Source organism: Sporosarcina sp. ANT_H38, from assembly GCF_008369195.1.
Taxonomy (GTDB): domain Bacteria; phylum Bacillota; class Bacilli; order Bacillales_A; family Planococcaceae; genus Sporosarcina.
The window spans coordinates 234,168-258,715 of sequence record NZ_VOBC01000003.1; the positions used below are offsets into that span (position 1 = coordinate 234,168).

At 43.1% G+C, this 24,548-nt stretch carries 27 protein-coding genes and 2 other annotated features; of the genes, 1 reads left to right on the top strand and 26 read right to left on the bottom strand.

What is annotated here, in order from left to right; all coding sequences use genetic code 11:
• Positions 1–86: 86 nt before the first annotated feature.
• The 24 genes from FQ087_RS16695 to FQ087_RS16810 form a co-directional block, all read right to left on the bottom strand.
• Positions 87–689 (bottom strand): class I SAM-dependent methyltransferase, encoded by a 603-nt coding sequence (locus FQ087_RS16695; RefSeq protein WP_149581724.1) that lies wholly within the window; start codon positions 687–689, stop codon positions 87–89.
• Between the two features lie 152 nt (positions 690–841).
• Complete coding sequence (rplL, locus tag FQ087_RS16700; protein ID WP_149581725.1) at positions 842–1,201, bottom strand: 50S ribosomal protein L7/L12; 360 nt, start codon at positions 1,199–1,201, stop codon at positions 842–844.
• 66 nt (positions 1,202–1,267) lie between these two features.
• On the bottom strand, positions 1,268–1,768 hold the full coding sequence (gene rplJ / locus FQ087_RS16705) for a 50S ribosomal protein L10 (RefSeq protein ID WP_149581726.1): 501 nt from the start codon (positions 1,766–1,768) through the stop codon (positions 1,268–1,270).
• Positions 1,769–1,799: 31 nt separating this feature from the next.
• Positions 1,800–1,948, bottom strand: a sequence feature (ribosomal protein L10 leader region).
• 42 nt (positions 1,949–1,990) lie between these two features.
• On the bottom strand, positions 1,991–2,692 hold the full coding sequence (gene rplA / locus FQ087_RS16710) for a 50S ribosomal protein L1 (protein ID WP_149581727.1): 702 nt from the start codon (positions 2,690–2,692) through the stop codon (positions 1,991–1,993).
• Between the two features lie 120 nt (positions 2,693–2,812).
• The gene (rplK, locus tag FQ087_RS16715; protein ID WP_149581728.1) at positions 2,813–3,238 is read right to left on the bottom strand and encodes a 50S ribosomal protein L11; all 426 of its coding nucleotides are present in this window, start codon (positions 3,236–3,238) and stop codon (positions 2,813–2,815) included.
• Positions 3,239–3,406: 168 nt separating this feature from the next.
• Positions 3,407–3,940, bottom strand: a complete 534-nt coding sequence (gene nusG, locus FQ087_RS16720) for a transcription termination/antitermination protein NusG (RefSeq protein ID WP_149581729.1) — start codon at positions 3,938–3,940, stop codon at positions 3,407–3,409.
• Positions 3,941–4,101: 161 nt separating this feature from the next.
• Entirely contained in the window at positions 4,102–4,287 is a 186-nt protein-coding gene (secE, locus tag FQ087_RS16725; protein WP_149581730.1) for a preprotein translocase subunit SecE, read from the bottom strand.
• 52 nt (positions 4,288–4,339) lie between these two features.
• A complete protein-coding gene (gene rpmG, locus FQ087_RS16730; RefSeq protein WP_149581731.1) occupies positions 4,340–4,489 on the bottom strand; it encodes a 50S ribosomal protein L33 in 150 nt (49 codons plus the stop codon).
• A gap of 196 nt (positions 4,490–4,685) precedes the next feature.
• The gene (sigH, locus tag FQ087_RS16735) at positions 4,686–5,336 is read right to left on the bottom strand and encodes an RNA polymerase sporulation sigma factor SigH (RefSeq protein ID WP_149581732.1); all 651 of its coding nucleotides are present in this window, start codon (positions 5,334–5,336) and stop codon (positions 4,686–4,688) included.
• A gap of 71 nt (positions 5,337–5,407) precedes the next feature.
• A complete protein-coding gene (locus FQ087_RS16740) occupies positions 5,408–5,923 on the bottom strand; it encodes an NYN domain-containing protein (RefSeq protein ID WP_149581733.1) in 516 nt (171 codons plus the stop codon).
• Positions 5,920–6,696, bottom strand: a complete 777-nt coding sequence (gene rlmB, locus FQ087_RS16745) for a 23S rRNA (guanosine(2251)-2'-O)-methyltransferase RlmB (RefSeq protein WP_149581734.1) — start codon at positions 6,694–6,696, stop codon at positions 5,920–5,922. The genes FQ087_RS16740 and rlmB overlap by 4 nt, the downstream gene beginning before the upstream one ends.
• Entirely contained in the window at positions 6,693–7,124 is a 432-nt protein-coding gene (locus FQ087_RS16750) for a Mini-ribonuclease 3 (protein WP_188006787.1), read from the bottom strand. The genes rlmB and FQ087_RS16750 overlap by 4 nt, the downstream gene beginning before the upstream one ends.
• Positions 7,121–8,521, bottom strand: coding sequence for a cysteine--tRNA ligase (gene cysS, locus FQ087_RS16755; RefSeq protein ID WP_149581735.1), 1,401 nt, complete (start codon positions 8,519–8,521; stop codon positions 7,121–7,123). Before cysS ends, FQ087_RS16750 begins: the two co-directional genes overlap by 4 nt.
• Positions 8,518–9,180, bottom strand: coding sequence for a serine O-acetyltransferase (gene cysE / locus FQ087_RS16760; protein ID WP_149581736.1), 663 nt, complete (start codon positions 9,178–9,180; stop codon positions 8,518–8,520). Before cysE ends, cysS begins: the two co-directional genes overlap by 4 nt.
• Before the next feature lie 94 nt (positions 9,181–9,274).
• Positions 9,275–9,490 (bottom strand) — a binding site (T-box leader).
• Between the two features lie 150 nt (positions 9,491–9,640).
• Positions 9,641–11,104 (bottom strand): glutamate--tRNA ligase, encoded by a 1,464-nt coding sequence (gene gltX / locus FQ087_RS16765; RefSeq protein WP_149581737.1) that lies wholly within the window; start codon positions 11,102–11,104, stop codon positions 9,641–9,643.
• Positions 11,105–11,174: 70 nt separating this feature from the next.
• Positions 11,175–11,651 carry a 2-C-methyl-D-erythritol 2,4-cyclodiphosphate synthase gene (gene ispF / locus FQ087_RS16770; protein WP_149581738.1) on the bottom strand — a complete coding sequence of 159 codons (477 nt, stop codon included), beginning with the start codon at positions 11,649–11,651 and terminating at the stop codon, positions 11,175–11,177.
• 163 nt (positions 11,652–11,814) lie between these two features.
• Positions 11,815–12,492, bottom strand: a complete 678-nt coding sequence (ispD, locus tag FQ087_RS16775) for a 2-C-methyl-D-erythritol 4-phosphate cytidylyltransferase (protein ID WP_149581962.1) — start codon at positions 12,490–12,492, stop codon at positions 11,815–11,817.
• Positions 12,493–12,529: 37 nt separating this feature from the next.
• Positions 12,530–13,633 (bottom strand): PIN/TRAM domain-containing protein, encoded by a 1,104-nt coding sequence (locus FQ087_RS16780; RefSeq protein ID WP_149581739.1) that lies wholly within the window; start codon positions 13,631–13,633, stop codon positions 12,530–12,532.
• A 187-nt stretch (positions 13,634–13,820) separates the two neighbouring features.
• A complete protein-coding gene (gene radA / locus FQ087_RS16785) occupies positions 13,821–15,197 on the bottom strand; it encodes a DNA repair protein RadA (protein ID WP_149581740.1) in 1,377 nt (458 codons plus the stop codon).
• Positions 15,198–15,276: 79 nt separating this feature from the next.
• Positions 15,277–17,751 carry an ATP-dependent protease ATP-binding subunit ClpC gene (clpC, locus tag FQ087_RS16790; RefSeq protein ID WP_149581741.1) on the bottom strand — a complete coding sequence of 825 codons (2,475 nt, stop codon included), beginning with the start codon at positions 17,749–17,751 and terminating at the stop codon, positions 15,277–15,279.
• Positions 17,752–17,968: 217 nt separating this feature from the next.
• A complete protein-coding gene (mcsB, locus tag FQ087_RS16795) occupies positions 17,969–19,057 on the bottom strand; it encodes a protein-arginine kinase McsB (RefSeq protein ID WP_149581742.1) in 1,089 nt (362 codons plus the stop codon).
• Positions 19,047–19,601: a UvrB/UvrC motif-containing protein gene (locus tag FQ087_RS16800; RefSeq protein WP_149581743.1), complete on the bottom strand. Its 555-nt coding sequence runs from the start codon at positions 19,599–19,601 to the stop codon at positions 19,047–19,049. Before FQ087_RS16800 ends, mcsB begins: the two co-directional genes overlap by 11 nt.
• Positions 19,602–19,633: 32 nt before the next feature.
• Positions 19,634–20,104, bottom strand: a complete 471-nt coding sequence (locus tag FQ087_RS16805; RefSeq protein WP_149581744.1) for a CtsR family transcriptional regulator — start codon at positions 20,102–20,104, stop codon at positions 19,634–19,636.
• A 191-nt stretch (positions 20,105–20,295) separates the two neighbouring features.
• Positions 20,296–21,996, bottom strand: a complete 1,701-nt coding sequence (locus tag FQ087_RS16810) for a hypothetical protein (RefSeq protein ID WP_149581745.1) — start codon at positions 21,994–21,996, stop codon at positions 20,296–20,298.
• Between the two features lie 221 nt (positions 21,997–22,217).
• Here FQ087_RS16810 and FQ087_RS16815 point away from each other — a divergent pair, with 221 nt between their 5' ends.
• Positions 22,218–22,802 (top strand): N-acetyltransferase, encoded by a 585-nt coding sequence (locus FQ087_RS16815; RefSeq protein WP_149581746.1) that lies wholly within the window; start codon positions 22,218–22,220, stop codon positions 22,800–22,802.
• A 40-nt stretch (positions 22,803–22,842) separates the two neighbouring features.
• Here the strand turns inward: FQ087_RS16815 and bioB are convergent, their stop codons facing one another.
• Together bioB and FQ087_RS16825 are read right to left on the bottom strand one after the other, a co-directional pair.
• A complete protein-coding gene (gene bioB, locus FQ087_RS16820) occupies positions 22,843–23,847 on the bottom strand; it encodes a biotin synthase BioB (protein ID WP_188006788.1) in 1,005 nt (334 codons plus the stop codon).
• A gap of 1 nt (position 23,848) precedes the next feature.
• Positions 23,849–24,445 (bottom strand): biotin transporter BioY, encoded by a 597-nt coding sequence (locus FQ087_RS16825; RefSeq protein ID WP_149581747.1) that lies wholly within the window; start codon positions 24,443–24,445, stop codon positions 23,849–23,851.
• Between the last annotated feature and the right edge of the window lie 103 nt (positions 24,446–24,548).

Here is a 24,548-nt window from a genome sequence, read left to right on the forward strand (position 1 = left end):
CATTTCCATTATTCATGCAAAAGGGCATACGAACGCACTATAATAATTTATGCATTTTATAACAATACCATATCGATACTATCGAGTCAATTTTTTTCGACTCTTAAAATATAATAACCCTTCTTCTTAACGACTGTCTCAACGTTGCCAAAAAGCTCTGTCAAACAATCAATTGTTGAAGGTGCACCTTGTTTCTTTTGAATGACGATCCACAACTCACCGCCAACTTTAAGTTTCGAAAAAGCGCCTTCGTAAAACTTGAATACCGTCTCTTTTCCTGCACGGATAGGCGGATTTGTCAAAATTGCAGCAAACCCCTCTGCCGTGACACCGGATAATGCATCACTTGGATAAATCTCTATATTTGAAATGCCGTTTTGTTTTGCATTATGCGCAGCAAGAGCGAGTGCACGTTCATTCACGTCGACCATGTGAACGCTCCGTTCCGGAAAAGATGCGGCAATCGATAAACCAATTGGACCATACCCACAACCTACGTCAAGAATTAACCCATCGGTTTCCGGCAAGACAAAAGTCTCAGCCAAAAGTTGCGAACCGAAATCCACTTCACCTTTACTAAACACGCCAGCATCCGTCTTAAATCGAAATGTTTTTCTGCGTAATTCCGCAGACCACTCTTTCGGATTACTTTTAACTTTCGGATTTTCCGAGTAGTAATGTTCAGACATACCAGTCTTCCCCCTCGTATAGAGACTTATAACACAAAAAGAAGATAGTCAACGTACACTATCGTTCAGAAGACCTGTTCTTCACAAGTCTAGATAAAAAAACAAAGAAAAGCTCGTCCAAATCCGACGAGCTTTTCTTCATTAATAAAAAATTACTTAACTTCTACGCCTGCGCCTACAGCTTCAAGCTTAGCTTTAATTTCTTCAGCTTCGTCTTTAGTTACGCCTTCTTTGATTGCTTTAGGAGCGTTATCTACAACTTCTTTAGCTTCTTTCAAGCCAAGACCAGTGATTTCACGAACTGCTTTGATAACTTTGATTTTTTCTTGTCCAGCAGCAGTAAGGATTACGTCAAATTCAGTTTGCTCTTCTTCAGCAGCAGCACCAGCACCAGCCATTGCAACAGGTGCAGCAGCAGTTACGCCAAATTCTTCTTCGATTGCTTTTACAAGGTCGTTTAGTTCAAGTACTGTCATTTCTTTGATCGCTTCAAGGATGTTTTCTTTAGTCATTATAATTTCCTCCTAATATTCTTTTTTGTCGGGCTTAACCCGCAAGTGGTATTTCAGGCTGCTTTATTAAGCGCCTTGTTCTTCTTTTTGCTCTGCAACTGCTTTTGTAGCAAGTGCAAAGTTGCGCATCGGAGCTTGAAGTACGCTGAGAAGCATAGAAAGTAGACCTTCGCGTGACGGAAGTTCCGCCAATGCTTTAACGTCTGCTTCTGATGCAAGTGTACCTTCGATTACGCCAGCTTTAATTTCAAGCTTGTCGTTTTTCTTTGCAAAATCGTTAAGGATTTTTGCAGGAGCAACAACGTCTTCGTTTGAAAATGCAATCGCGTTAGGGCCTGTTAGGAATTCATTCAACCCTTCAAGTCCTGCAGCTTCAGCGGCACGGCGTGACATCGAGTTTTTGTAAACTTTGAAGTCAATACCAGCTTCACGAAGTTGTTTACGAAGTTCAGTAACTTGACCTACAGTCAAACCACGGTAATCGACAACAACTACAGATGCTGCTGATTTTAACTTATCAGTAATTTCTCCAACTACTGCTTGTTTTGCTTCTAATACTGTGCTCATTTGGACACCTCCTAAAAAGTTTGGGTCACTTATACCGATATGAAAAGCCCTCAATCTACAAAAGTAGACTGAGGGCTGAAAAGTCGTCATCTTTTAAAAGAAAAAGAGCGTCTTGTCCTCGGCAGGATTCTTTAAGCGGCATGCCGCTCCTGCTGTCTACGGTACAAATGGTTATATTCACAACAAAAGTCATCTTACCAAAAGATTACCTAGTTGTCAATATTATTTACTAACTGCTACGCTTGAAGGATCAACTTTTACAGAAGGACCCATTGTTGTCGTAATGTTAACCGACTTCATGTATGTTCCTTTTGCAGTAGCTGGTTTCGCTTTAAGAACAGTATCAAAAACAGTTGCGAAGTTTTCCGCAAGTTTAGCATTGTCGAATGAAACTTTCCCGATTGGCGCGTGGATAATTCCAGCTTTGTCCGCACGGTATTCAACTTTACCTGCTTTGATTTCTGCTACAGCTTTTGCTACGTCAAATGTTACTGTTCCTGTTTTCGGGTTAGGCATAAGTCCTTTTGGCCCAAGAACGCGACCAATTTTCCCTACTTCACCCATCATGTCAGGTGTTGCAACGATAACGTCAAAGTCGAACCAACCTGATTGAATTTTAGCGATATATTCCGCATCTCCTGCATAGTCTGCACCAGCAGCTTCTGCTTCTTTAAGTTTTTCGCCTTTAGCGAAAACGAGAACGCGTTGAGTTTTACCAGTACCGTTTGGAAGTACAACTGCCCCACGGATTTGTTGGTCATTTTTACGAGTGTCGATCCCAAGACGGAATGCAACTTCGACTGTTGCGTCGAAATTAACTGTACTTGTTTTTTTCGCAAGTTCGATCGCTTCAGTAGCGCCGTATGCTTTCATATGTTCAACTAGCTTTGCAGCTTCCGTGAACTTTTTACCTTTTTTAGCCATTTAAAAATTCCTCCTCGATTGTGGTTTTAACGGGTTAAACCTCCCACGAATAAGGGTTGCGTGCTCCGGAGAACAAGCGCAACCCCCACTACAAACAATTATTGATTTATAAAATCATGATCAGTCTTCGATCGTGATTCCCATACTGCGAGCAGTACCTTCAACCATTGCCATCGCTGCTTCAACTGACGCCGCGTTTAAATCTTCCATCTTTTGTTCTGCAATTTCGCGAACTTTATCACGTTTCACAGTAGCAACTTTCTTTTTATTCGGTTCACCTGAACCTTTTGTAAGATTAGCTGCAACCTTCAGCAAAACTGCTGCGGGTGGAGTTTTTGTAATGAAAGTAAATGAACGGTCTTCGAATACAGAAATTACAACAGGAATAATTAGACCTGCTTGATCCGCTGTACGCGCATTGAATTCTTTACAGAATCCCATGATGTTCACACCTGCTTGTCCTAACGCCGGTCCAACTGGCGGAGCCGGATTCGCTTTTCCTGCAGGAATTTGCAATTTAACAACCTTAATGACTTTTTTAGCCACGAGACACACCTCCTTAAGTCCGTGATGTGGTAATAGGGTTGCCCCTCCCACTCATATGTGCCTGCCGACTTGCGCCGGTAGAATTTGATAGTTCGTCCAGACCATTTGTTTACAGTCTGACCTTTGAAATGATACCACTATTTCGCGATATGCGCAAGAGGTAACTGTTTATAATTTTTGAACTTGTTCGAAGTCGAGCTCCATATTCGTCTCTCTTCCGAACATATCAACAGATACTTTAACTTTACCTTTGTCCATATCGATTTCTTCCACTTTACCTTGGAAGTGCGCAAATGGTCCTTCAAGTACTTCAACCATCTCACCGATTGAGAAGTCAATTTCCACTTTACGCTCTTTAACGCCCATTTGTTTGAGAATGAACTCAACTTCTTCTGGAAGTAGTGGCGTAGGCTTCGAGCCTCCACCTGATGAACCAATGAACCCTGTCACACCGGGTGTATTACGTACAACATACCAGGAATCGTCCGTCATAATAATTTCCACAAGAACATAACCTGGGAACGTTTTTTTCAAGACCGTACGTTTTTTACCATCTTTGAAATCTGTTTCTTCTTCTTCCGGAATGACGACGCGGAATATCTTATCAGACATACCCATTGTTTCAACACGTTTTTCCAGATTGGCTTTCACCTTGTTCTCATAACCGGAGTACGTATGAACAACGTACCAATTTTTTTCCATCTCCATAATGTCGAGGACTAAACGTCCGTCCCTCCTTTTTCCCTACAATTAAATAAAAACGCAAGCACCCGGATTAGAGGAGCTGGAGTTTAGACAATCGAAAAATCCCGTTCATACTGTCAGACGGGATATTTTTCAAGGGGAATATTTATATTGCCTTATTATAACGCAAGGTACCATTCTAATACTCGTGAAATGCCAAGATCAACGAGTCCGAAGTAGACTGCCATGAAAACGACTGTCGAAAGAACAACAATTGTGTAACGTGTCAATTCTTTGCGTCTCGGCCAGCTGACTTTTCTCATTTCCGAAACAACGTCTTTGAAAAAACCAATTAACTTGCTCATTATACCGTAGACCTCCGAATATAAGTATGATTCTGCTCCCAAACAAACTACTTTATGCAGTTTGTTTGTGCAAAGTATGTGTATTGCAATGCCTGCAAAATTTCTTGAGTGACAAACGTTCTGTTGGCTTATCTTTACGTGCAGGCACCGAATAGTTTCGTGATCCGCATGTATCGCAACTTAAAATAATTTTTTGAGACATTCCCTCACCCTTTACGACTCATTATTCCTATTCGAAAAGAGCCAAGGCAACACATGTTTAAGTGCGCGAGGAGCGGAGTTGAAAGTTGAAAAATAGCGAAGCCGCCTTATGCCCCGGACTTCTTGAACATCTTCTCATAGTCTTGTTAAATCGTACCATCTACCATTCATGATGTCAATACGAGGAAAATGGATGATTAGCGTACTATCTCGATTTGCATATAACGCTCGAGTTTACGCTTTATCCGTTGAAGCGCATTGTCAACAGACTTAACTTGCCTGTTCAGCTCCTCAGAAATTTCTTGGTAAGACTGTCCGTCTAGGTAAAGTGCCAGCACTTGTTTTTCAAGACTGCTTAGTACTTTGTTCATTTCATCTTCCATCTGAACAAAATCTTCCCTGTGAATCATAAGCCCTTCAGGATCATCCAACACTGGTCCAGCGATTACGTCGAGTAATGTGCGGTCTGACTCTTCGTCAAATACAGGCTTGTCCAATGATACAGACGTATTTAGCGGGATATGCTTCTGTCTTGTCGCAGTTTTAATAGCCGTAATGATCTGCCGCGTGATGCAAAGTTCCGCAAACGCCTTGAACGAACTCAATCTATCTTCTTTAAAATCGCGAATCGCTTTATATAAACCGATCATACCTTCTTGGATAATGTCTTCCCGGTCTCCACCGATAAGAAAGTATGAGCGAGCTTTCAATCTAACAAAAGATTGATACTTCCTAATAAGAAAATTTAGAGCATCTGTGCTGCCTTCGTGGATGATTGCTATGACTTCCCCGTCGGATAATCCGGTGAAATCCAATATGTTGCCCTCAACGTATGTTTTCTCCACCATCTGGATCACCCCGGTTCGTTATCACTATTATATAGCAAGTATACCGTATTGGAAAAATTTACGTCAACCGTTCATTTCATTCCACGTCGCCATTTTTCAAATATTTCAGCAACTTCGTCAGTTAAAGGGATTCGTGAAAGCGGCTGCCGCCCTTGGATATCCTTCACTTTCACCGAAATAAGATCCTCTATTTTATTTACTTCAAGTTCTAGCTCGCGAGCTGACTTTCGAAGTGCTCCATGTGCAAAAATGACCCATTGTTCTGTCAAATCCGATGTAGCTACATGAATTTGTACGCGTCGCCCTCTCAATTCAGAGACAAGCTTTTCAATTCTTTCATCGGCTGTTTCCTTTTCCCGAGTAAAGACAATTTCTACATTGTGATGCCGTTTCTTTTTTTCAATCCCCGGTACAAGATGCGCATCAAAAACAATAATGACCCGCCACCCAGTATGCGCTTTATACTCCGCCATTCGTTCGATCAGGCGGTCACGTGCATCCGCTAGCTTTTCCCGCTTCATCTCGCCTAGTTCCTCCCATGCGCCGATGACATTGTAGCCATCGACTAGGAGTATATCTGTTTTCATCTACCAGAGGTATGTGGTTGTCTTTTGCGTAGCACTTCATACATGAGTAAGGAAGCTGCAACAGACGCATTTAATGATGTAACATGCCCAACCATTGGCAAGTGATAGAGGAAATCGCATTTCTCTTTCAAAATACGGGACATTCCTTTCCCTTCGCTTCCAATAATGACGGCAAGCGGAAGTGTCGCATCCATTAGTCTGTAATCTACCGATTTAGCAGCGTCTGTACCCGCTATCCAGACACCTCGTTTTTTTAATTCCTCTACTGTTTGTGAAAGATTATTAACACGCACAACTGGGATATGTTCGATTGCACCAGTGGATGACTTCGCCACAACACCTGTCAATCCGACGGCACGACGTTTCGGTATAATTACTCCGTGAACACCCGACGCATCAGCTGTACGTAGAATTGAACCTAGATTATGGGGATCTTCTAGTTCATCAAGAATAAGGAAGAATGGATCTTCCCCCCGTTCTGTTGCCACAGTGAAGAGATCTTCAAGCTCCGCATACTCGTAAGCGGCTACCGAAGCAACAATTCCTTGATGATTTACATCCAGCAAACCATCCAGTTTTTGTTTCGGCACTGCTTGCACGATTATTCCCGCTTTTTTTGCCAACGATAGAATTTCACCGATGCTCTTCATATTCAGTCCTTCAGCAACCCATATCTTATTCAATTCTCTGCCTGAGCGCAGTGCTTCTACGATAGGATTTTTCCCGCCAATTAATTCAGATTCGATATCATTCTCGTGTTCGTGCTCATTCATTTTAATTCTTCCTCCTTTGGCATTTCGATGAACCGGATTGACTCACCAATAATTTCTTGTACTCGCTCTGTTCTTCCTAATAAGTGTAAATAACCAATAACCGCTTCAAATCCTGAGCTGTAATTGTAGGTCACGACATCAGTGTTTTTAGGGACAGAACCAGATTTCGCATTGCGGCCACGTCTCATGACCGCCTCTTCTTCTTCCGTCAAAAATCCTGATGCCTGCATCGTCTTAAGTATAGCTGCCTGCGATTTCGCGGAGACATAATTCGTCGCTTCTCTGTGCAGCACATTCGGTTTTACACGACCTGAACGAAGGAGATGCTCCCGGATCTCCCGTTCATACACTGCATCACCCATGTAAGCAAGAGCCAACGCTTTTAATTGTTTTACATCTATATCGCGTAGGTTATACACATTGCTCATCCTCTTTTCCACCGCATGCCTTGTGCAGTATCTTCTAGGATAATTCCTTGTGCTTTCAATTCATCACGAATTTCATCCGAACGCTTGAAGTCTTTGTTACGGCGCGCTTCGAGTCTTTCTTCGATTAACGCTTCGACATCTTCATCCAACAGCCCTGCTTCTTCGTCCATTGGTAATCCAAGAACCGTTAGTAGTCCGTCAAATACGTGGATGAAGTGCTCTAGTACATCAGGTTGTGTGTTTTTTTCTAGTAAATAGACGTTTGCCAGCTTGGATAATTCGAATACCGACGCGATAGCGTTAGCCGTGTTAAAGTCATCATCCATTGCCAATTCAAAGTCGTTTTTAATTTCATCCACTTTATGATTCCAGATATCTTTCTGATCTCCTAGATCTGCGGATGTCGCGAGACGGTGTTTCAAATTGTTATATGCTGTACGAATCCGCGCAAGTCCGTTCTCTGCACTCACAACAAGATCTTGTGAGAAATTGACTGGGTGCCGGTAATGAACGGATAAAATGAAGAAGCGAAGTACTTTCGGATCAATCTGCTTCCTGATATCGTTCACTAGAACAAAATTACCAAGTGATTTGGACATTTTTTCGTTATCGATATTAATATAACCGTTATGCATCCAATAGCGCGCGAACTGCTTTCCTGTCATTGCTTCTGATTGGGCAATTTCGTTTTCATGGTGTGGGAATGTTAAATCTTGACCACCCGCATGTATATCAATTGTATCACCGAGATGTTCTCTTGCCATAACTGAACATTCAATATGCCACCCCGGACGGCCCAATCCCCATGGACTTTCCCATGCGATTTCTCCTACCTTAGCTGCTTTCCACAGGGCAAAGTCAAGTGGATTTTCTTTCTTGACGCCTTCTTCAATACGAGCGCCGACTTTTAATTCATCCGTCGATTGTTGAGACAGCTTTCCGTAACCTTCAAATTTCTGCGTACGGTAGTAGACATCCCCATGCGATTCATAAGCGAACCCTTTATCGATTAGTACTTTCACGAAATCGACTATGTCTTCGATATGATCGGTCACGCGTGGATGGACGTCCGCTTTACTGCAACCGAGTGCTGAGACGTCTTCAAAGTATGCTTCGATGAAGCGATCAGTCAGTTCACCTACTTCTTCCCCAAGTTCATTAGCTGCTTTAATAATTTTGTCGTCAACGTCTGTGAAGTTCGAAACGAATGTTACGTCATATCCACGATATTCGAGATAGCGTCGCACTGTATCAAAAGCGATAACCGGACGTGCATTTCCGATATGAATGTAGTTGTAAACAGTCGGACCGCAGACATACATCTTCACTTTCCCCTCTTCCATTGGAATGAAAGGCTCTTTCTTGCGCGTCAGTGTATTGTAGATTTGAATTGTCATGATAAATCTCCTTCCTTTACTTTGGAAACCTCTAATTGTTCTAGTTTATTTTTCAATTCACTAATTTCATCCTCAAGATTCTGGCATCTATCTGAAACTGGATCCGGCATGTCTCGGTGATCATGTTTACTTTTCACGCGCACACCGTTCGAAATGACGACTTTCCCCGGAATGCCCACAACCGTCGACTCTGGTGGGACATCTTTCAGTACGACTGAACCTGCTCCCACTTTACTGCCCTCGCCAATTGTTATGGAACCCAGCACTTTCGCACCCGATGCAATAAGTACATTGTCATGAAGTGTCGGATGGCGCTTACCGCTTTCTTTACCAGTACCGCCAAGGGTCACACCTTGGTAAATTGTGACGTCGTTGCCAATTTCACACGTTTCTCCAATAACAACACCCATTCCATGATCTATGAAAAACCTACGTCCTATTTTTGCGCCAGGATGAATTTCAATACCTGTAAAAAAGCGGCTGATTTGTGAAACGAGCCGTGCCATAAATAACAACTTCCGCTTATATAAAGCATGCGCAATTCGATGAGACCATAGTGCATGTAAACCTGAATAAGTTAGAACAACTTCAAAAATAGTACGCGCTGCCGGGTCCTGTTCAAATATGCATCGAACGTCTTCTTTCATCCTTCGGAACAACTCGTTTCCCTCCTTAGATATCCTTGTCTAGTTCCAGCGGCCAGATACTCGGGTCCGTTTTTCAAATAAAAAAATACGTCCCCGCCAAATAAATGACAGAGACGCATTAAATGCGCGGTTCCACTCCACTTGGAAGGTGTTTACCTTCCCGCTTGACGCCCATAACGCTGGCGATGCGTCCGGCCTACTTACTTTCGACACGGCACTCAAAGGGGCATTTCCACATTACAGAGGCACAGATCATTTACAGCCGATGATGATCCTCTCTAAAGAGCGTGCAATGTGTACTTATCCTTTTCTACGGTTTAGGTCTATAGGGATATAAGTTATGCAGTCGAAAGGGTTTGAACTTCATCCCTCTTTGCAGCGACAGGACGTCGCGGCTTTAGACCGCGTTCCTTAAAACGATCTCCCATAGTTATTAACTTTCATTTTACATTTCAAACGATGAAAGTCAACGTTATTGTTTTGCGTATTTAGCGACTCGTTCAATGGACTTTTCTTTACCGATTAAAGCAATAGACGCCTGTAATTCAGGTCCATGCATTTGACCAGTTGTCACAACTCGAATCGGCATAAAGAGGTTTTTCCCTTTATGACCAGTTTCCTTCTGGACTGCTTTAATAGCGTCTTTAATCGACGGCGCATCGAATGTTTCAAGTGTTTCCAATTTCTCTTTGAATGAAGCCATTACCTCAGGAACTTGCTCCCCTGCAAGTACAGCTTGGGATTCTTCATCATATTCAATCTCATGATCGAAAAACTGGGCAGATAATTCAATAATTTCCGCACCAAAGCTTAGCTGATCCTGATAAAGAGCGATTAAGTCATGTGCCCATGCAGCTTCTGATTCAGTCATCTCTTTATTGATTAGACCTGCATCTTGAAGATGCGGTAATGCGAAATCAATTACTTCTTCAAGGCTCATCTTTTTCACATACTGGTTATTCGTCCACGTCAATTTCTGTTTATCAAACATGGAAGGTGATTTAGATAGACGGCTTTCGTCGAACATCTTGATCAATTCCTCGTGCGTGAAAATCTCCTCTTCCCCACCTGGAGACCAACCAAGTAGCGCGAAGAAATTGAACATTGCTTCTGGTAAATACCCAAGATCTTTGTATTGTGAGATGAATTGAATAATCGATTCGTCACGTTTAGAAAGTTTTTTACGGTCTTCATTAACGATCAGTGTCATATGTCCAAATTGCGGATACTGCCAACCAAAGACGTCAAATATCATCAGTTGTTTCGGTGTATTCGTCAAATGTTCTTCACCACGGAATACGTGGGAGATTTTCATTAAATGATCATCGATAACAACAGCAAAGTTATAAGTAGGTATACCATTGGCTTTTACAAGAACCCAGTCGCCTACGTCTTTCGATTCGAATGATACCGCGCCACGAACAAGGTCCTCGAATTTATATGTGGCATTTTCTGGTACACGCATGCGAATTGTATGTGAAAGTCCGGCAGCTTCCTTTTCTGCAACTTCTTCTGTACTCAGATTACGACATTTACCGCCATACATCGGCGCAGCGATTCCAGCTGATTTCTGCGTTTCGCGCTCTGCTTCTAGTTCATCTGATGTACAGAAACATTTGTAAGCATTACCGCTTTCCAACACCTCTTGACCATATTTCGTATAAAGGTCAAGACGCTCCATTTGGCGGTAGGGACCGTATGGACCACCGATGTCGACTGATTCATCGTAATCTATACCAAGCCATTTTAAGTTTTCAAGTTGGGAAAGTTCCCCCGCTTCGATATTTCGTTCAATATCTGTATCTTCAATTCGTACAATGAATTTCCCGCCATGGTGACGTGCGAAAAGATAATTAAAAAGCGCCGTCCGTGCTCCCCCAATATGTAAATGGCCTGTTGGACTTGGTGCATAACGTACGCGTACTTCTGAAGTCATATAAATTCTCTCCAATCTAATTTTACTACTGTTTGCTATTTTACCACTTGCCAAGACTGTTTAAAAGGTGTTACGCCTTAATGAGCAGAATCGTCGCCATGGAAGCAATTCCTTCTTCTCTTCCAGTGAATCCTAATTGTTCTGTTGTCGTTGCTTTCACATTTACTTGCGAGACGTCCGCTTTCAATAATTCTGCAATACGTCCACGAATCACTTCAATATAAGGCGCCATTTTCGGCTTTTGCGCGATAATCGTACAGTCAATATTCCCAAGTTTATACCCTTTTTCTTCTACAAGTGCCCATATCTTTTCTAATAGCACCGCAGAATCAGCGTCTTTGAATTCCGCCTCTGTATCCGGAAAATGACGTCCGATATCCCCTTCAGCGATTGCACCAAGCGCTGCGTCGGTAATTGTATGTAAAAGTACATCCGCATCAGAATGCCCCGTCAGTCCTCTGTCATGCGGTATCGTTATGCCACCAATGATAAGTGGGCGCCCTGTTTCAAATTTATGCACATCAAAACCTTGTCCTATCCGAATCATAAAAAAACCTCCTTTTTTTTAAGAAAAGCAAAAGGCACCCTTTAAGACACGACAGGCATAAGTCGGTCTAGCGACGTGGCGGTCTTTGCCACATAGCTGGATTGCTTATGACCCGAGCGGATGGCGCCTTGAGCTAGACACTAGTTCAGATAGAAAACTTATACTATCTTTTTCCCAATAAAATCTCACCGAAAACGAGGTCTTCCTGCGTTGTCATCTTCACATTGTCATACGTACCTTCAACGATTCGAACAGGTTTGCCAAAACGTTCGACCAACATCGATTCATCCGTACCCAGAAAACCTTGCGCTCGCGCTTCGTCAGACGCTTCTTTCAGCAATGTATATCGAAATGCTTGAGGCGTCTGAATGATCCATAACCTACCTCGGTCCACCGTCTCCTCGACAATGCCACCCTCTGCATATTTCATCGTATCTTTTGCCCGGACGCCTACGATTCCTGCACCATGCTCGTTAGCCACTTTAACAAGTTCACCTATGATTGTCCGGCGTATGAATGGCCTTGCAGCATCATGGACAAGAACAATGCCACCCTTGTCATGCACGTTCATACACGCCGCCACACTATCTTGCCGCTCTCCACCACCGTCTACCATTGCTACTACTTTCGTAATGGCAAACTGTTCGAGCATTGACTGGATTTGCATACGTTCTTCCGGTTTTACCGCAAGGATGACCCCGTCACATGCAGGATCTCCTTCGAACACTTCAAGTGTATGAATAAGAATTGGTTTGTCATGTAATTTCAAAAAAAGTTTATTGTAGCCTGCGCCCATTCGTTGACCGCTTCCGGCTGCCGGCATCATAACTGTATAGTTCAAGACTTCTCTTCCTTTTCTTTTCATGATTATCGACTACTCAATTCGCTTTTGAAATCTTGCCGTTTTTTAGTTTCGCGAAAATCATTCGTCCTGCCGATGTCTGCAATACACTTGTTACGACAACGTCGATAGCATTGCCGATGTGGAATCTCCCATCTTCAACCACAATCATTGTGCCATCATCCAAATAGGCTACGCCTTGGTTATGTTCTTTGCCATCTTTAATGATAACAACATGCATATCCTCGCCAGGAATTACAACCGGTTTCACTGCATTCGCAAGGTCATTGATGTTAAGCACAGAGACGCCGTGTAAATCCGCTACTTTGTTCAAATTAAAATCATTTGTCACAACGAGTCCACCCATCTTTTTCGCTAAATGGACAAGCTTCATATCGACTTCAGGAACGCCGGCAAAATCTTCATCCGTTATCAAGATATTCGGACCATCATCAGTTTGCATTCGTTTCAGAACATCCAATCCACGTCGACCTTTCGTCCGCTTTAACGTATCTGAGGAATCAGCAATATGTTGTAATTCTGTCAACACAAACTGCGGTACAACAAGCACTCCTTCAAGAAAACCGGTTGCTGAAATATCAGCAATCCGACCGTCTATAATAACACTTGTGTCCAATATCTTGTAAAGCTTACCTTTTGTCTGGGCAGATGTGTCCTCAACTTCTTTCTTTTTGAGTCCACTGTTTTTTGTAGATTGCAATGCGTTGATGAATTCCTCCCGTTTCTTAAATCCGACCTGAAAACCTAAATAGCCCAAAATAATCGATAACAAAATCGGCAGTACGGACGTGATAATTGGTATTTGAATATTTTCCAAACCAAAACTAACTAGGAATGCAACACTCAAACCGACCACGAGACCTATTGTGCCGAATAACAAATCAAAAATCGGTGCTTTCAGTAAACGCTCTTCCATCCACTTTATAAAATTAATAATTGGTTCTGTCAAGAAAATGCTAAGCACAAAGAGCAATACTGCTCCTAAGGTTGCGGACACGTACGGATTATTAATCCATGGGCTCGAAGTAAAAGAAAATATATTAAATAAATGCGGTAAAAATAATACACCCAGTGTTCCACCGATAAGCAAAAATGAAACTTGAACCACCTTTTTCAACATATGAACCACCTCCTTTATTTCCTAATTATACATACTTCCGCTTCAAACCGCCTTGATAAGGTCAGTTAAGTGCGAAATTTTCTTCTCTTCTGTTAGGACTCCCTAACCCAAGTGAAAGTTTCTTATTTACTTCATCCTTCCAGAAGTGTAGCGACAGGACCGCCCTAATTGCTGCCCTGTCTTCCACTCAATTTGAAAAAGCAATTTTTAGCGCATCACTAACTGTTTCAACGCCAATTACACGGATACCTTTCGGGTATTCCCAGCCGCCAATATTCGAAGCAGGAATAATCGCACGCTCAAAACCGAGTTTTGCCGCTTCGGTGACACGCTGTTCAATTCGAGACACTCGTCGTACTTCACCCGTCAATCCGACTTCACCGATGAAGCAGTCAGACAAACCAGCCGCCAAGTCACGATAGCTAGAGACGATGCTCATAAGCACTGCCAGGTCTATTGCTGGCTCATCCAACTTCACGCCGCCAGCTACTTTTATATAAGCATCCTGAGCTTGCAGCAGCATTCCCATACGTTTCTCAAGCACGGCCATTAACAGCGAAACGCGGTTTTGGTCAAGTCCTGTTGCCATTCGCTTCGGATAGTTAAAGCTCGACGGCGTAACCAATGCTTGAATTTCAACAAGAATCGGTCGCGTTCCCTCCATCGATGCGACAACCGTTGAACCGGCCCCGCCCTGAGACCTTTCCCGCAGGAACAGCTCCGACGGATTAAGCACTTCTTTCAAACCAGACTGTAGCATTTCAAAAATAGCAATTTCATTTGTCGAACCAAATCTATTTTTCACGCTACGCAAAATCCGGTACGTATGGTGACGCTCCCCTTCAAAATAAAGAACTGTGTCTACCATATGTTCAAGTAACCGCGGTCCCGCAATCTGTCCGTCTTTTGTTACGTGGCCAACAAGGAAAATCGCGATGTTTTGCGTTTTTGCAATGCGCATCAGCTGAGCAGTACATTCGCGAACCTGAGATACACTTCCCGGTGCTGACGCCACTTCGGGGTGATGAACAGTCTGGATTGAATCGACGACAACAAACGTCGGTTTTACGTCGGCTATCGTTTCATGAATTAATCCCAAATCTGTTTCTGCATAAATATAGAGTTCGTCTGATTTTACGCCAAGCCGTTCTGCACGCAGCTTCGTTTGACGAATTGACTCCTCACCTGAAATATAAAGAACACGTTGCCCTTTATTTGCGAGCAGTGAAGATACTTGAAGAAGAAGTGTCGACTTTCCGATACCCGGATCTCCACCGATTAGAATGAGTGAACCTGGGACAATTCCTCCGCCTAGAACGCGGTTGAACTCTTCCAAGTCTGTGCCAATTCTCGGTTCTTCTATCATCTCAATTGAACTAATAGGCAGCGCCTTTTGACGAACACCCTCCGTATGCTGAAATGCGCCACGCGGACCTTTTTGGACGGCTACTTCGACTTCCTCTTCCATCGTATTCCATTCCCCGCAACCCGGGCAACGACCCATCCACTTTGCCGATTCATAGCCACAGGACTTACACATAAACTTCGACTTTCTTTTTGCCATACAATCCTCCGAACACGAAAAGGACAGCCCATTACCGACGAAAAGAACTGTCGGTGGTACGGACTATCCAGATCGATCTTTATTTTTCTAGTACTACTTCTTTAGCGGCAACTTCAACTTGTTCAGCATCTTTGCCTGTCTTGACGACAAATTCTCCATCAACTACATCGATCAATACTTTGCCACCTATTAGAATAGTTCCTTTTAGAAGTTCTTCAGACAACCGATCTTCAACGTGTTTTTGGATTGCGCGACGAAGTGGGCGGGCACCGTAGTCCGGATCATAACCAACATCAACAATTTTCAGTTTCGCTGCATCAGTCAAAGCAAGCTCGATATCTTGCTCACCTAAACGTTTCGTCAGCTCATTAGACATAAGCGAGACAATTTCACGCAAATGTTCTTTTTCAAGTGAATGGAAAACGATCATTTCATCCACACGGTTTAAGAACTCTGGACGAAACGCCTTCTTCAACTCTTCAAGCATCGCAGATTTCATACCTTCGTAATCACGTCCTGCATCTCCGAGATTAAAGCCGACATAACGATTTTTTCTCAACTCCTGCGCACCTACGTTGGAAGTCATGATCAGAACCGTGTTTCGGAAATCTACTAAGCGTCCTTTTGAATCCGTCAATCTACCATCTTCCAGTACTTGAAGGAGGATATTAAAGACATCCGGGTGTGCTTTTTCAATTTCATCTAACAAGATTACTGAATACGGTTTGCGACGGACTTTTTCTGTTAACTGTCCGCCCTCTTCATAGCCGACATACCCTGGAGGTGAACCGACGAGACGTGATGTCGAATGTTTCTCCATGTACTCAGACATGTCAACACGAATCATCGCATCTTCATCGCCAAACATAACTTCTGCAAGTGCTCTTGCCAATTCCGTTTTCCCAATACCTGTTGGTCCGAGGAAAATGAACGAGCCAATCGGACGTTTCGGATCTTTCAAACCTGCACGTGCCCGACGTATTGCCCGGGAAATAGCTGTTACTGCCTCACTTTGTCCAATGACGCGCTCGTGCAGCATCTCTTCCATATTGAGCAGTTTAGCGGATTCTGTTTCAGCTATTTTAGATACCGGTATTCCAGTCCACATCGCTACGACTTCCGCGATATCTTCGACCGTCACTTCCGACTCTTTTTGGCCTTGTTTTTCTTTCCAGTCCGTTTTCGTTGTTTCAAGTTCTTCCTTCATCTTCTGCTCTTTATCACGGAACGATGCCGCTTTTTCGAATTCTTGACTCTGGACAGCTGCATTCTTTTCAGAACGAATTGCTTCCAGTTTCAATTCAAGCTCTTTCAAGTTCGGTGGTGTTGTATATGAGCGAAGACGGACTTTTGAACCTGCTTCGTCAATCAAGTCAATCGCTTTATCCGGAAGGAATCTGTCGGATATATATCGATCTGACATTTTCGCAGCCGCTTCGATTGATGCATCTGTGATTTTCACACGGTGATGCGCTTCATAACGATCACGCAAACCGTAGAGGATCTGGATTGTTTCATCAACAGTCGGCTCGTCGACTTGAATCGGTTGGAAGCGTCGTTCAAGTGCAGCGTCTTTTTCAATATATTTACGGTATTCGTCAAGCGTCGTTGCACCGATACATTGTAATTCGCCACGTGCCAGCGAAGGTTTTAGGATATTGGATGCGTCGATTGCACCTTCAGCTCCACCTGCTCCAATCAATGTATGCAGTTCGTCGATGAACAGGATGATATTGCCCGCTTGACGAATCTCTTCCATTACTTTTTTCATGCGATCTTCGAATTCACCACGGTATTTCGTACCCGCGACGACTGTTCCCATATCGAGTGTCATAACACGCTTGTCACGGAGAATTTCTGGCACTTCGTTATTGATAACTTGTTGCGCCAGGCCTTCCGCGATTGCAGTCTTACCAACACCGGGTTCCCCGATAAGTACTGGATTGTTTTTCGTCCGGCGTGCTAACACTTCAATAACACGCGTAATTTCCTTGCTACGCCCAATAACAGGATCTAGCAGTCCTTCACGTGCTACTTCTGTTAAATCACGTGCCAAGCTATCCAAAGTCGGCGTTGCAGCAGAATTTGAAGTACCTTGACTTGCAGCAGAACTATCATTACTTCCCAGTAGCTGGAGCACTTGTTGACGTGCTTTGTTAAGACTGACGCCTGCGTTATTCAAGACACGCGCTGCGACACCTTCTCCTTCGCGGATCAGCGCCAGCAAGATGTGCTCTGTTCCGATGTAAGAATGACCCAACTTACGCGACTCATCTACTGATAACTCAATAACTTTTTTTGCTCGCGGTGTGTAATGTACGATTGGACCGACATCCTTTGTTCCGGCACCTACAAGTTTTTCTACCCCTTGTACGATTGTTTCAAAGTTGACACCTATCGCTTCAAGCGCTTTTGCAGCAATGCCTCCACCTTCTCGAATAAGTCCAAGTAAGATATGCTCTGTTCCAATAGACTCGTGTTTCATCTGGATTGCCTCTTCTTGGGCAAGTTGCAAGACTTTCTGTGCACGCTGTGTAAATCGATTAAACATCATATTCAGTCCTCTCCTTCTATACTATATATATACAATCAATACCCCAAAAACCCGTACATTACTCAAATGAATTCCTTTTCTATAAAGGGCTAAAATAACAACCACCCCTTTATACGTATTCAACCGAACACGAAGGAACTCCTTTATCACAAAAATTGACTTTGACTAACTTTGACTTAACTATACCTAAACGAGAGACAATGCGCAAAATACCTGCTCATTCCTCTGGATCAATTTCCATCGAAGGCGAGGATTTTTCCACATTAAGTCGTTCACGGAACATTTCCGCCCTGAATATATCACGCTCTTCTTGCGATAAATCCGTACTTGCATATTGTTGCAGAAAACCTGCCTGCATAAAGATCATCAGTTCGTTCAAGATTGACATATCAACGTTCTGAATGATATCAAGATCGATGCCGAGTCTTACGTCCGAGAGGCATCGTGCCGCCTCACCAGATGGTAAAAGTCGGGCATAACTTATCGTGCCCAACGAACGGAATAACCTATTCTCAAGTGCGATTCGGGACTTCCCAAGAAGCAGTTCCCTTGATTTCCGCTCATGGCCAATTAAGCGAGTGACAATGTTTCCAAGATCCGCAAGAATCTCCTGCTCCGTTTTACCAAGCGTCGTCTGATTTGAGACTTGATAAACATTGCCTGGCGCTTCGCTTCCTTCGCCGTAACTTCCACGGACGATGATTCCAAGCCGCGAGATGGCCGGGATAATACGGTCTATCTGCTTTGTCATTGTGAGTGCTGGCAAATGCATCATAACTGATGCGCGCATGCCGGTTCCCGTATTAGATGGACAGCTTGTCAAGTAACCGAAGTCTTCATCGAAAGCATACGGGAGTTCTTTTTCAAGATAATCATCAACCTGATTAGCCTGTTTATAGGCGTCCTCGAGCTGCAAGCCAGGATAGATGCATTGAATCCTGATATGGTCTTCCTCGTTCACCATGACACTCACGGTCTCGTCTTCCGATAGAAGAACTGCGCCATGTCGATCTGGAGTTATGAGCTGCGGACTGATTAGATGTTTTTCAACAAGCACTTGACGTTCTAATGCGGGTAAATCAGACATTTTGATGTATGAATACTCGTTTGACACTGCATCGAGCAAAATTCCTGTAACTGCTCGGTCAACCCCCATTGCCTCTTCTTCAGTGAACGCGATGGGAAATCGATAACCGGTCAAGTTACGAGCAAGTCGAATTCGTGTCGACATGACGATGTCTGAGTGCTCACCATAAGCAGTCATCCAAGGTGTTACCGCGTTACGCATGAATTTTTCAATCGACATCGCTTTCTTCACCTCCGTAAGCAAGGTGTTGCTTTAGTGTATTCGCTTCATCACGTAAAGCTGCAGCCTCTTCAAAACGTTCGGCTTCTACAGCCTCTTTCATTTTCACCCGGATTTCTTCAATCTTCTTTTTGACTGCGTATATTTCGTTAAATGAAACCGGAACTTTCCCGGTATGGGTTGAATGGCCATTATGAAGCTTGCCAAAAACTTGTGGTAAGTTACCACGAAAAGTTTCGTAACAGTCGGCACAGCCAAACTTTCCAATGTCAAGAAACTTAGGAAATGTTAAACCACACGAGGGGCATTCGGGTCCTTCTAATGGTTCTCCCCGTGTTTTCTGCTGTGCCAGGAATGGATCTGAACCGCTGAACCAGTGAGATAGGAACTGCTGAATCGACAATGGCTCCTGATTGGGGTCGAAATGGAATGTTTGTGATTGGAAAGCGCACTTCTCACATAAGTGGCGTGCTAGCGATCCGACCATACTTTCTTGCGTGATCGTAATGGACGCAGGTCGTTCTTTACAATTTTCACATATCATCGAAAGTCACCTCGTATCAGTTGGATTGGTGATTAGTTGAGCTGCTCGTAAATAAGCGTCAAGAGCATCGCTTGTAAAATGCGTGCACGAATTATGTCGCGTTCTGGAAGCGGCTGATGGAGGGTTCTCCGATCAACCGCAGCAAGAATGAGCTTTGATTCGCGTTCCGATATTACTTCTTCTTCAATCAGTCTGTAAACGACATCCAAAGCCATTGTATAGGAGGCTCCTGATTGGATACCGCTCAAAATATGCTCAATCAATTCTTTACGTGAATTCGCTTGCACCCGAAAAATGCGTATGTAGCCACCGCCACCGCGCTTCGATTCAACCTCATAGCCACGCTCCGCCGTGAAGCGGGTTTTTATGACGTAGTTGATCTGGGACGGGACGCATTGGAACTTCTCTGCAACTTCATTACGCTTAATTTCAATCGTGCCACACTGTCCCTCTTCGATTATCGTCTTCAAATATCCTTCAATAATGTCAGAAATGTTTCGCATGTCTTCACCTCTTTCATACAGGGGATAAGCCATTGACTTTGACTATCTTTGACTTGATTGTACATGACATTCCACAGACTCTGCAATCTATATGCACTAGATTCAACCAGTATCGGCACGGAACGGTGCCTTTTAACCGTACACAATAAAAATGGAGCACAGGGCGAATTCGCCTTGCACTCCAGTTACCTTTAATCCATACTGACATTCGTCAATTCTTTCACAGGTAAGAATAGTTCACCTGTTTCTAAATACATAACAACAAGCTTATCGCCTTCCTGAATATAGATGGCAAGCGGCACAGTTTCAGATGAAACGACGAAGTTCCGTCCGTCATTTGTTAAAAACGAAATCAGTGTGAAGTCACCGACGCGCTCTTTGAACACACGTACGACAGTTACCGCCGCTTTCGCTTCTTCCGCACTTGAACTACCTTCTACGCTACTGCCACCACGTTGAAGTGCAGTTTTATACAATTTCAACGCTTCTTTTGGTGAGTTTGCAAAGACGGATATTTCCGGATTTGCAGCTGAAACGATGAAGTAATTTTGCAAGAAGCCATTTGAATCGAGCACGGGAGTCAACCAGCTGGCTTCTCCGTAAAAGTTATATAGGACCGGCATTTCTCCGGACCATTTCTTTTCAATGAATTTCTTTTCAATAATCTGAAGCACACCTTGTGAATCCATATAGGACTCTTCTAGATTACCTGTATAATACGTTGCTTTACCTGTTTTACCATCCGTCAATGCATAGCCGAGCATCGAATCGACACCTTCTTTAGGACTCGTGAAATCCGTAAAGTAGTACATATGCCCATTTTCATCGAATATCGGGCTCACATTCGCTTCTGTACCTTCATCAGACGGAAGTTTGACATCCTTCTTCCCTACCACTGAATTCCAGAAACCGTGTATATAATTACCGAAATAACTATTCTGCAGGCTGACCGCTCCAGGTGAAACGGCTCCATCGATAAATTCCGGTACATCCGCAAGTGCATACTTCTTCACATCGCCACTTGTAGGATCAACCATTACAATCCCTTTTACGTCAAAACCATCACGCGCTGTGATGAACTCTCCATACGAACGTATATAATATGGTTTTCCTTCATCATCGACTTCCAATTGAGCTTCCCCATAAAAAATAAGATTCGGCATTTTCATGCGTATATGGCGCTCCACTTGTTTGTGGAAAAACGAAGATGGTGTGTATGTCATTTCAGCTTTCACAAATTTCGGATTGTCTGCTGAATCGGTCGCACTCATCGTGAAATACCCTGGCGCCGTGTCAGCACTCAACCATTTAAAAAAGTCGGAGAACTCAACCGGTGCAATGTAGACGAATTTGCCGTCGACTTTTTGAATTTGTAGACGGCCCAGTTCATAATAACTCGTATTCGGAACTTGCCCAAACGCTTTCTTCATTTTATTCCGTGCGAACTTCGGCGGTACACTTGCCGGTGTTTTTGTTTCATCGAACGCTTGAATTTCCACTTTTTGCTCCATTTCAACCGCTTTGTATTTCTTGTTTGCGTTAAAAATTGGCGCACTTAAGATGTATGCTCCGAAAAGAAGTGCCCCCAGAAACAGAACAATTTTCACTTTACGGTCTTTACCACCCGCTGACAGCGCTCCAAGGAAAGTGACAATTAGAAGCGCAATCCAAAGAGATGTCCAGTTACGGTCCATATTTGTAATGTAGTAAAACGCGAATACTACAATGGCGGATACAATAGCTACCGTAGCAAACGCTGCTCCTCTATTGAAGGAGACAGTTGCCTTTGCTTCATCTGTTGCACGTTTCGTTTGACTACTCAAGATAAACGGGACGATAAGTAAACTGAACACAACGCCCACAATAATTGAAAATAGAATTAAGTTAACCACAGAAACACCCTTTTCTTTTTTAAGAATTTGTGTTGATGGTTAGTATACGGCCTATCCATTGAAATAGTTTCATTTTCTTGATTGGAAACGAATAAGGTTTAGTTATTCGTCATTAAGGGTAAAATTTTGTATAGAGGATTTTTTCTTACCCTTCTTTTTCCTCGGTCCCACTCCCAAAACAAAAAGCTCCCGGGTAAATAAACCATCGGAGGCAACAAAATTTGAATTGGTATGAGAAATTAAACGAGTACTTCCCAGTTGAAGAAATGAAGTCAAAGGAACATATGGATGCATTGCTAATAGACAAAGAAGGTGTCTACAAGAAAGACGAAGGACCATATCATGTACTAATGTATGTTGAGTTAGAGAAATTTATATTCGTCGACTATTTGTTCGTTTCAACACAATCACGTGGTATGGGACTTGGCGGTAAATTATTGAACATGTTAAAATCTAAAAGTAAACCCATACTCCTTGAAGTAGAACCAGTAGACTATGAAGACACGGATACCGCTAAACGGCTTAAATTTTATTCGCGTGAAAATTTCACACATGCACAGCGTATCGGCTACAACCGCCGCTCTCTTGCAACAGATGAAAATACTGTGCTTGAAATCCTATACTGGTCACCGAATGACTCGGGCGAAGAAGAAATCTATAATGCAATGACACAGACATACGATGAAATCCACACATATAAAGATGAAACGTTTTATGGTAAAAAGTACGATCCTACCGATAAAGTGCTTGTTTTTCTTTCGGAGGATAAACAGGATATTCTTCAACCGTTCGATAAGCCAGAATGAAAAATGGACATCCCGTTGAAATGGGATGTCCATTTTTCATTCACACCGAAACAGAAACTTTCGCTAAGGGTTCCAAATCAATTTCAAACCCCATATCCTTTAACATTTGATAGTCCTTGTCACTTTCCTGACCCTCTGTCGTCAGATAGTCTCCGATAAATATTGAGTTCGCCGGGTATAGTCCTAACGGCTGAAGACTGCGTAAGTTCACTTCACGTCCACCGGAAATTCTAATTTCCTTTGTCGGGTTAATGAACCTAAACAAGCACAACACTTTCAAACAATAAAGCGGTGTCAATTCATCCGTACCGCCAAGAGGCGTCCCATCTACGGCATGTAAAAAGTTAACTGGAATTGAATCCGCATCCATCGCATTCAAACTACGTGCCATTGAGATGACATCTTGTTTGGTTTCACGCATACCAATAATGACGCCTGAACACGGTGAAATGCCCGACTGTTTGACCAGGTCAATAGTGTTTACGCGGTCCTTATATGTATGAGATGTCGTAATACTTTCATGATGAGAAGCTGACGTATTAATGTTGTGGTTGTAGCGGTCGACGCCAGCTTCTTTCAATCGTGACGCCTGTTCCGGTTTCAACAATCCGAGACAAGCACAGACAGTCATATGCTCATGCTTCGACTTGATTTCCTTCACGGAATCAATGACGATTTCAAGTTCACGGTTCACAGGTCCTCTACCACTCGCCACGATACAGTAAGTTCCCGCATTCAATTTCGCCGCTCTTGCTGCACCTGCTACAATTTCCTCTTTTTTCATCATGGAGTACTTTTCAATGGGTGCTGTCGAAATGATTGACTGTGCACAGTAACCGCAGTTTTCAGGGCATAAGCCAGATTTCGTATTCATAATCATATTTAGTTTTACTTTATTCCCATAATAATGTTTTCGAATTGTATAAGCTGCATGCAGAAGTGTTAGTACGTCCTCGTCTGAAACATTCAGAATAAAAAGTGCTTCCTCATCCGTTAACTCATGCCCCTCGAGTACTTGTTCAGCTAAACCAGCATACCTCATCATCCTAGCGCCTCACTTTCAATACTTTGTACATACGATGTCCAAAGATGCCGGCAAGTACAGCAAGTATGAGATCTTTCGGCAGCGGAGGAACCATCCATAGCCATGCCACTTTGTATGTAAAGGCATCCGGTGCTGCAGCCCAGAGCTTATAAGCATAATACATCCAGTTCGTTCCGATTACATAATTCACAATCATCCCAACGATTGCAGCAATAATATACCCATGTAATTTGCTATTCTTTTCAACGATTTCCCCAACAATGAATGCTACAAAAATGAAAGATACGATAAATCCGAATGTCGGACTGATAATCGTTCCAACACCACCGCTGAATTTCGCAAATACAGGTGCCCCCGCAAGCCCGATGAACATATAGACAGCCATTGCCAGTGCGCCCCTACGACTGCCAAGAATAAGTCCCGCAAGAATCGCGAAAAATGTCTGCAACGTAATAGGTACACCACCGATTACTAGGAATGGTACAAACGCTGTAATATTCGCACCAATCATCATCAACGCCGCGAACATTCCGCTGTAAACGAGTGTTAGTGGACTCATTACACTTTTACTTTTCGTTTTTACTATCGCTGTTGTCATGATACACCCCTACCATTTATGTTATCTTTATCAGAATAATAGATAACTCATAATGAGTCAACATATATCGATATGTAGTTAACTCAATTAATGCGTTAATAAA

Coding starts and splice junctions, on each gene's coding strand:
- clpC (WP_149581741.1), bottom strand. CDS start 17,751: ATGATGTTTAATCGATTTACACAGCGTGCACAGAAAGTCTTGCAACTT.
- ispF (WP_149581738.1), bottom strand. CDS start 11,651: ATGATTCGGATAGGACAAGGTTTTGATGTGCATAAATTTGAAACAGGG.
- FQ087_RS16695 (WP_149581724.1), bottom strand. CDS start 689: ATGTCTGAACATTACTACTCGGAAAATCCGAAAGTTAAAAGTAATCCG.
- secE (WP_149581730.1), bottom strand. CDS start 4,287: ATGAGCAAGTTAATTGGTTTTTTCAAAGACGTTGTTTCGGAAATGAGA.
- rpmG (WP_149581731.1), bottom strand. CDS start 4,489: ATGTCTCAAAAAATTATTTTAAGTTGCGATACATGCGGATCACGAAAC.
- FQ087_RS16800 (WP_149581743.1), bottom strand. CDS start 19,601: ATGATATGTGAAAATTGTAAAGAACGACCTGCGTCCATTACGATCACG.
- bioB (WP_188006788.1), bottom strand. CDS start 23,847: ATGATGAGGTATGCTGGTTTAGCTGAACAAGTACTCGAGGGGCATGAG.
- radA (WP_149581740.1), bottom strand. CDS start 15,197: ATGGCAAAAAGAAAGTCGAAGTTTATGTGTAAGTCCTGTGGCTATGAA.
- rplL (WP_149581725.1), bottom strand. CDS start 1,201: ATGACTAAAGAAAACATCCTTGAAGCGATCAAAGAAATGACAGTACTT.
- sigH (WP_149581732.1), bottom strand. CDS start 5,336: ATGGTGGAGAAAACATACGTTGAGGGCAACATATTGGATTTCACCGGA.
- FQ087_RS16805 (WP_149581744.1), bottom strand. CDS start 20,104: ATGCGAAACATTTCTGACATTATTGAAGGATATTTGAAGACGATAATC.
- gltX (WP_149581737.1), bottom strand. CDS start 11,104: ATGACTTCAGAAGTACGCGTACGTTATGCACCAAGTCCAACAGGCCAT.
- FQ087_RS16750 (WP_188006787.1), bottom strand. CDS start 7,124: ATGAGCAATGTGTATAACCTACGCGATATAGATGTAAAACAATTAAAA.
- FQ087_RS16780 (WP_149581739.1), bottom strand. CDS start 13,633: ATGTTGAAAAAGGTGGTTCAAGTTTCATTTTTGCTTATCGGTGGAACA.
- nusG (WP_149581729.1), bottom strand. CDS start 3,940: ATGGAAAAAAATTGGTACGTTGTTCATACGTACTCCGGTTATGAGAAC.
- cysS (WP_149581735.1), bottom strand. CDS start 8,521: ATGACAATTCAAATCTACAATACACTGACGCGCAAGAAAGAGCCTTTC.
- FQ087_RS16825 (WP_149581747.1), bottom strand. CDS start 24,445: ATGACAACAGCGATAGTAAAAACGAAAAGTAAAAGTGTAATGAGTCCA.
- rplJ (WP_149581726.1), bottom strand. CDS start 1,768: ATGAGCACAGTATTAGAAGCAAAACAAGCAGTAGTTGGAGAAATTACT.
- FQ087_RS16740 (WP_149581733.1), bottom strand. CDS start 5,923: ATGAAAACAGATATACTCCTAGTCGATGGCTACAATGTCATCGGCGCA.
- mcsB (WP_149581742.1), bottom strand. CDS start 19,057: ATGTCGATTGAAAAATTCATGCGTAACGCGGTAACACCTTGGATGACT.
- rlmB (WP_149581734.1), bottom strand. CDS start 6,696: ATGAATGAGCACGAACACGAGAATGATATCGAATCTGAATTAATTGGC.
- rplA (WP_149581727.1), bottom strand. CDS start 2,692: ATGGCTAAAAAAGGTAAAAAGTTCACGGAAGCTGCAAAGCTAGTTGAA.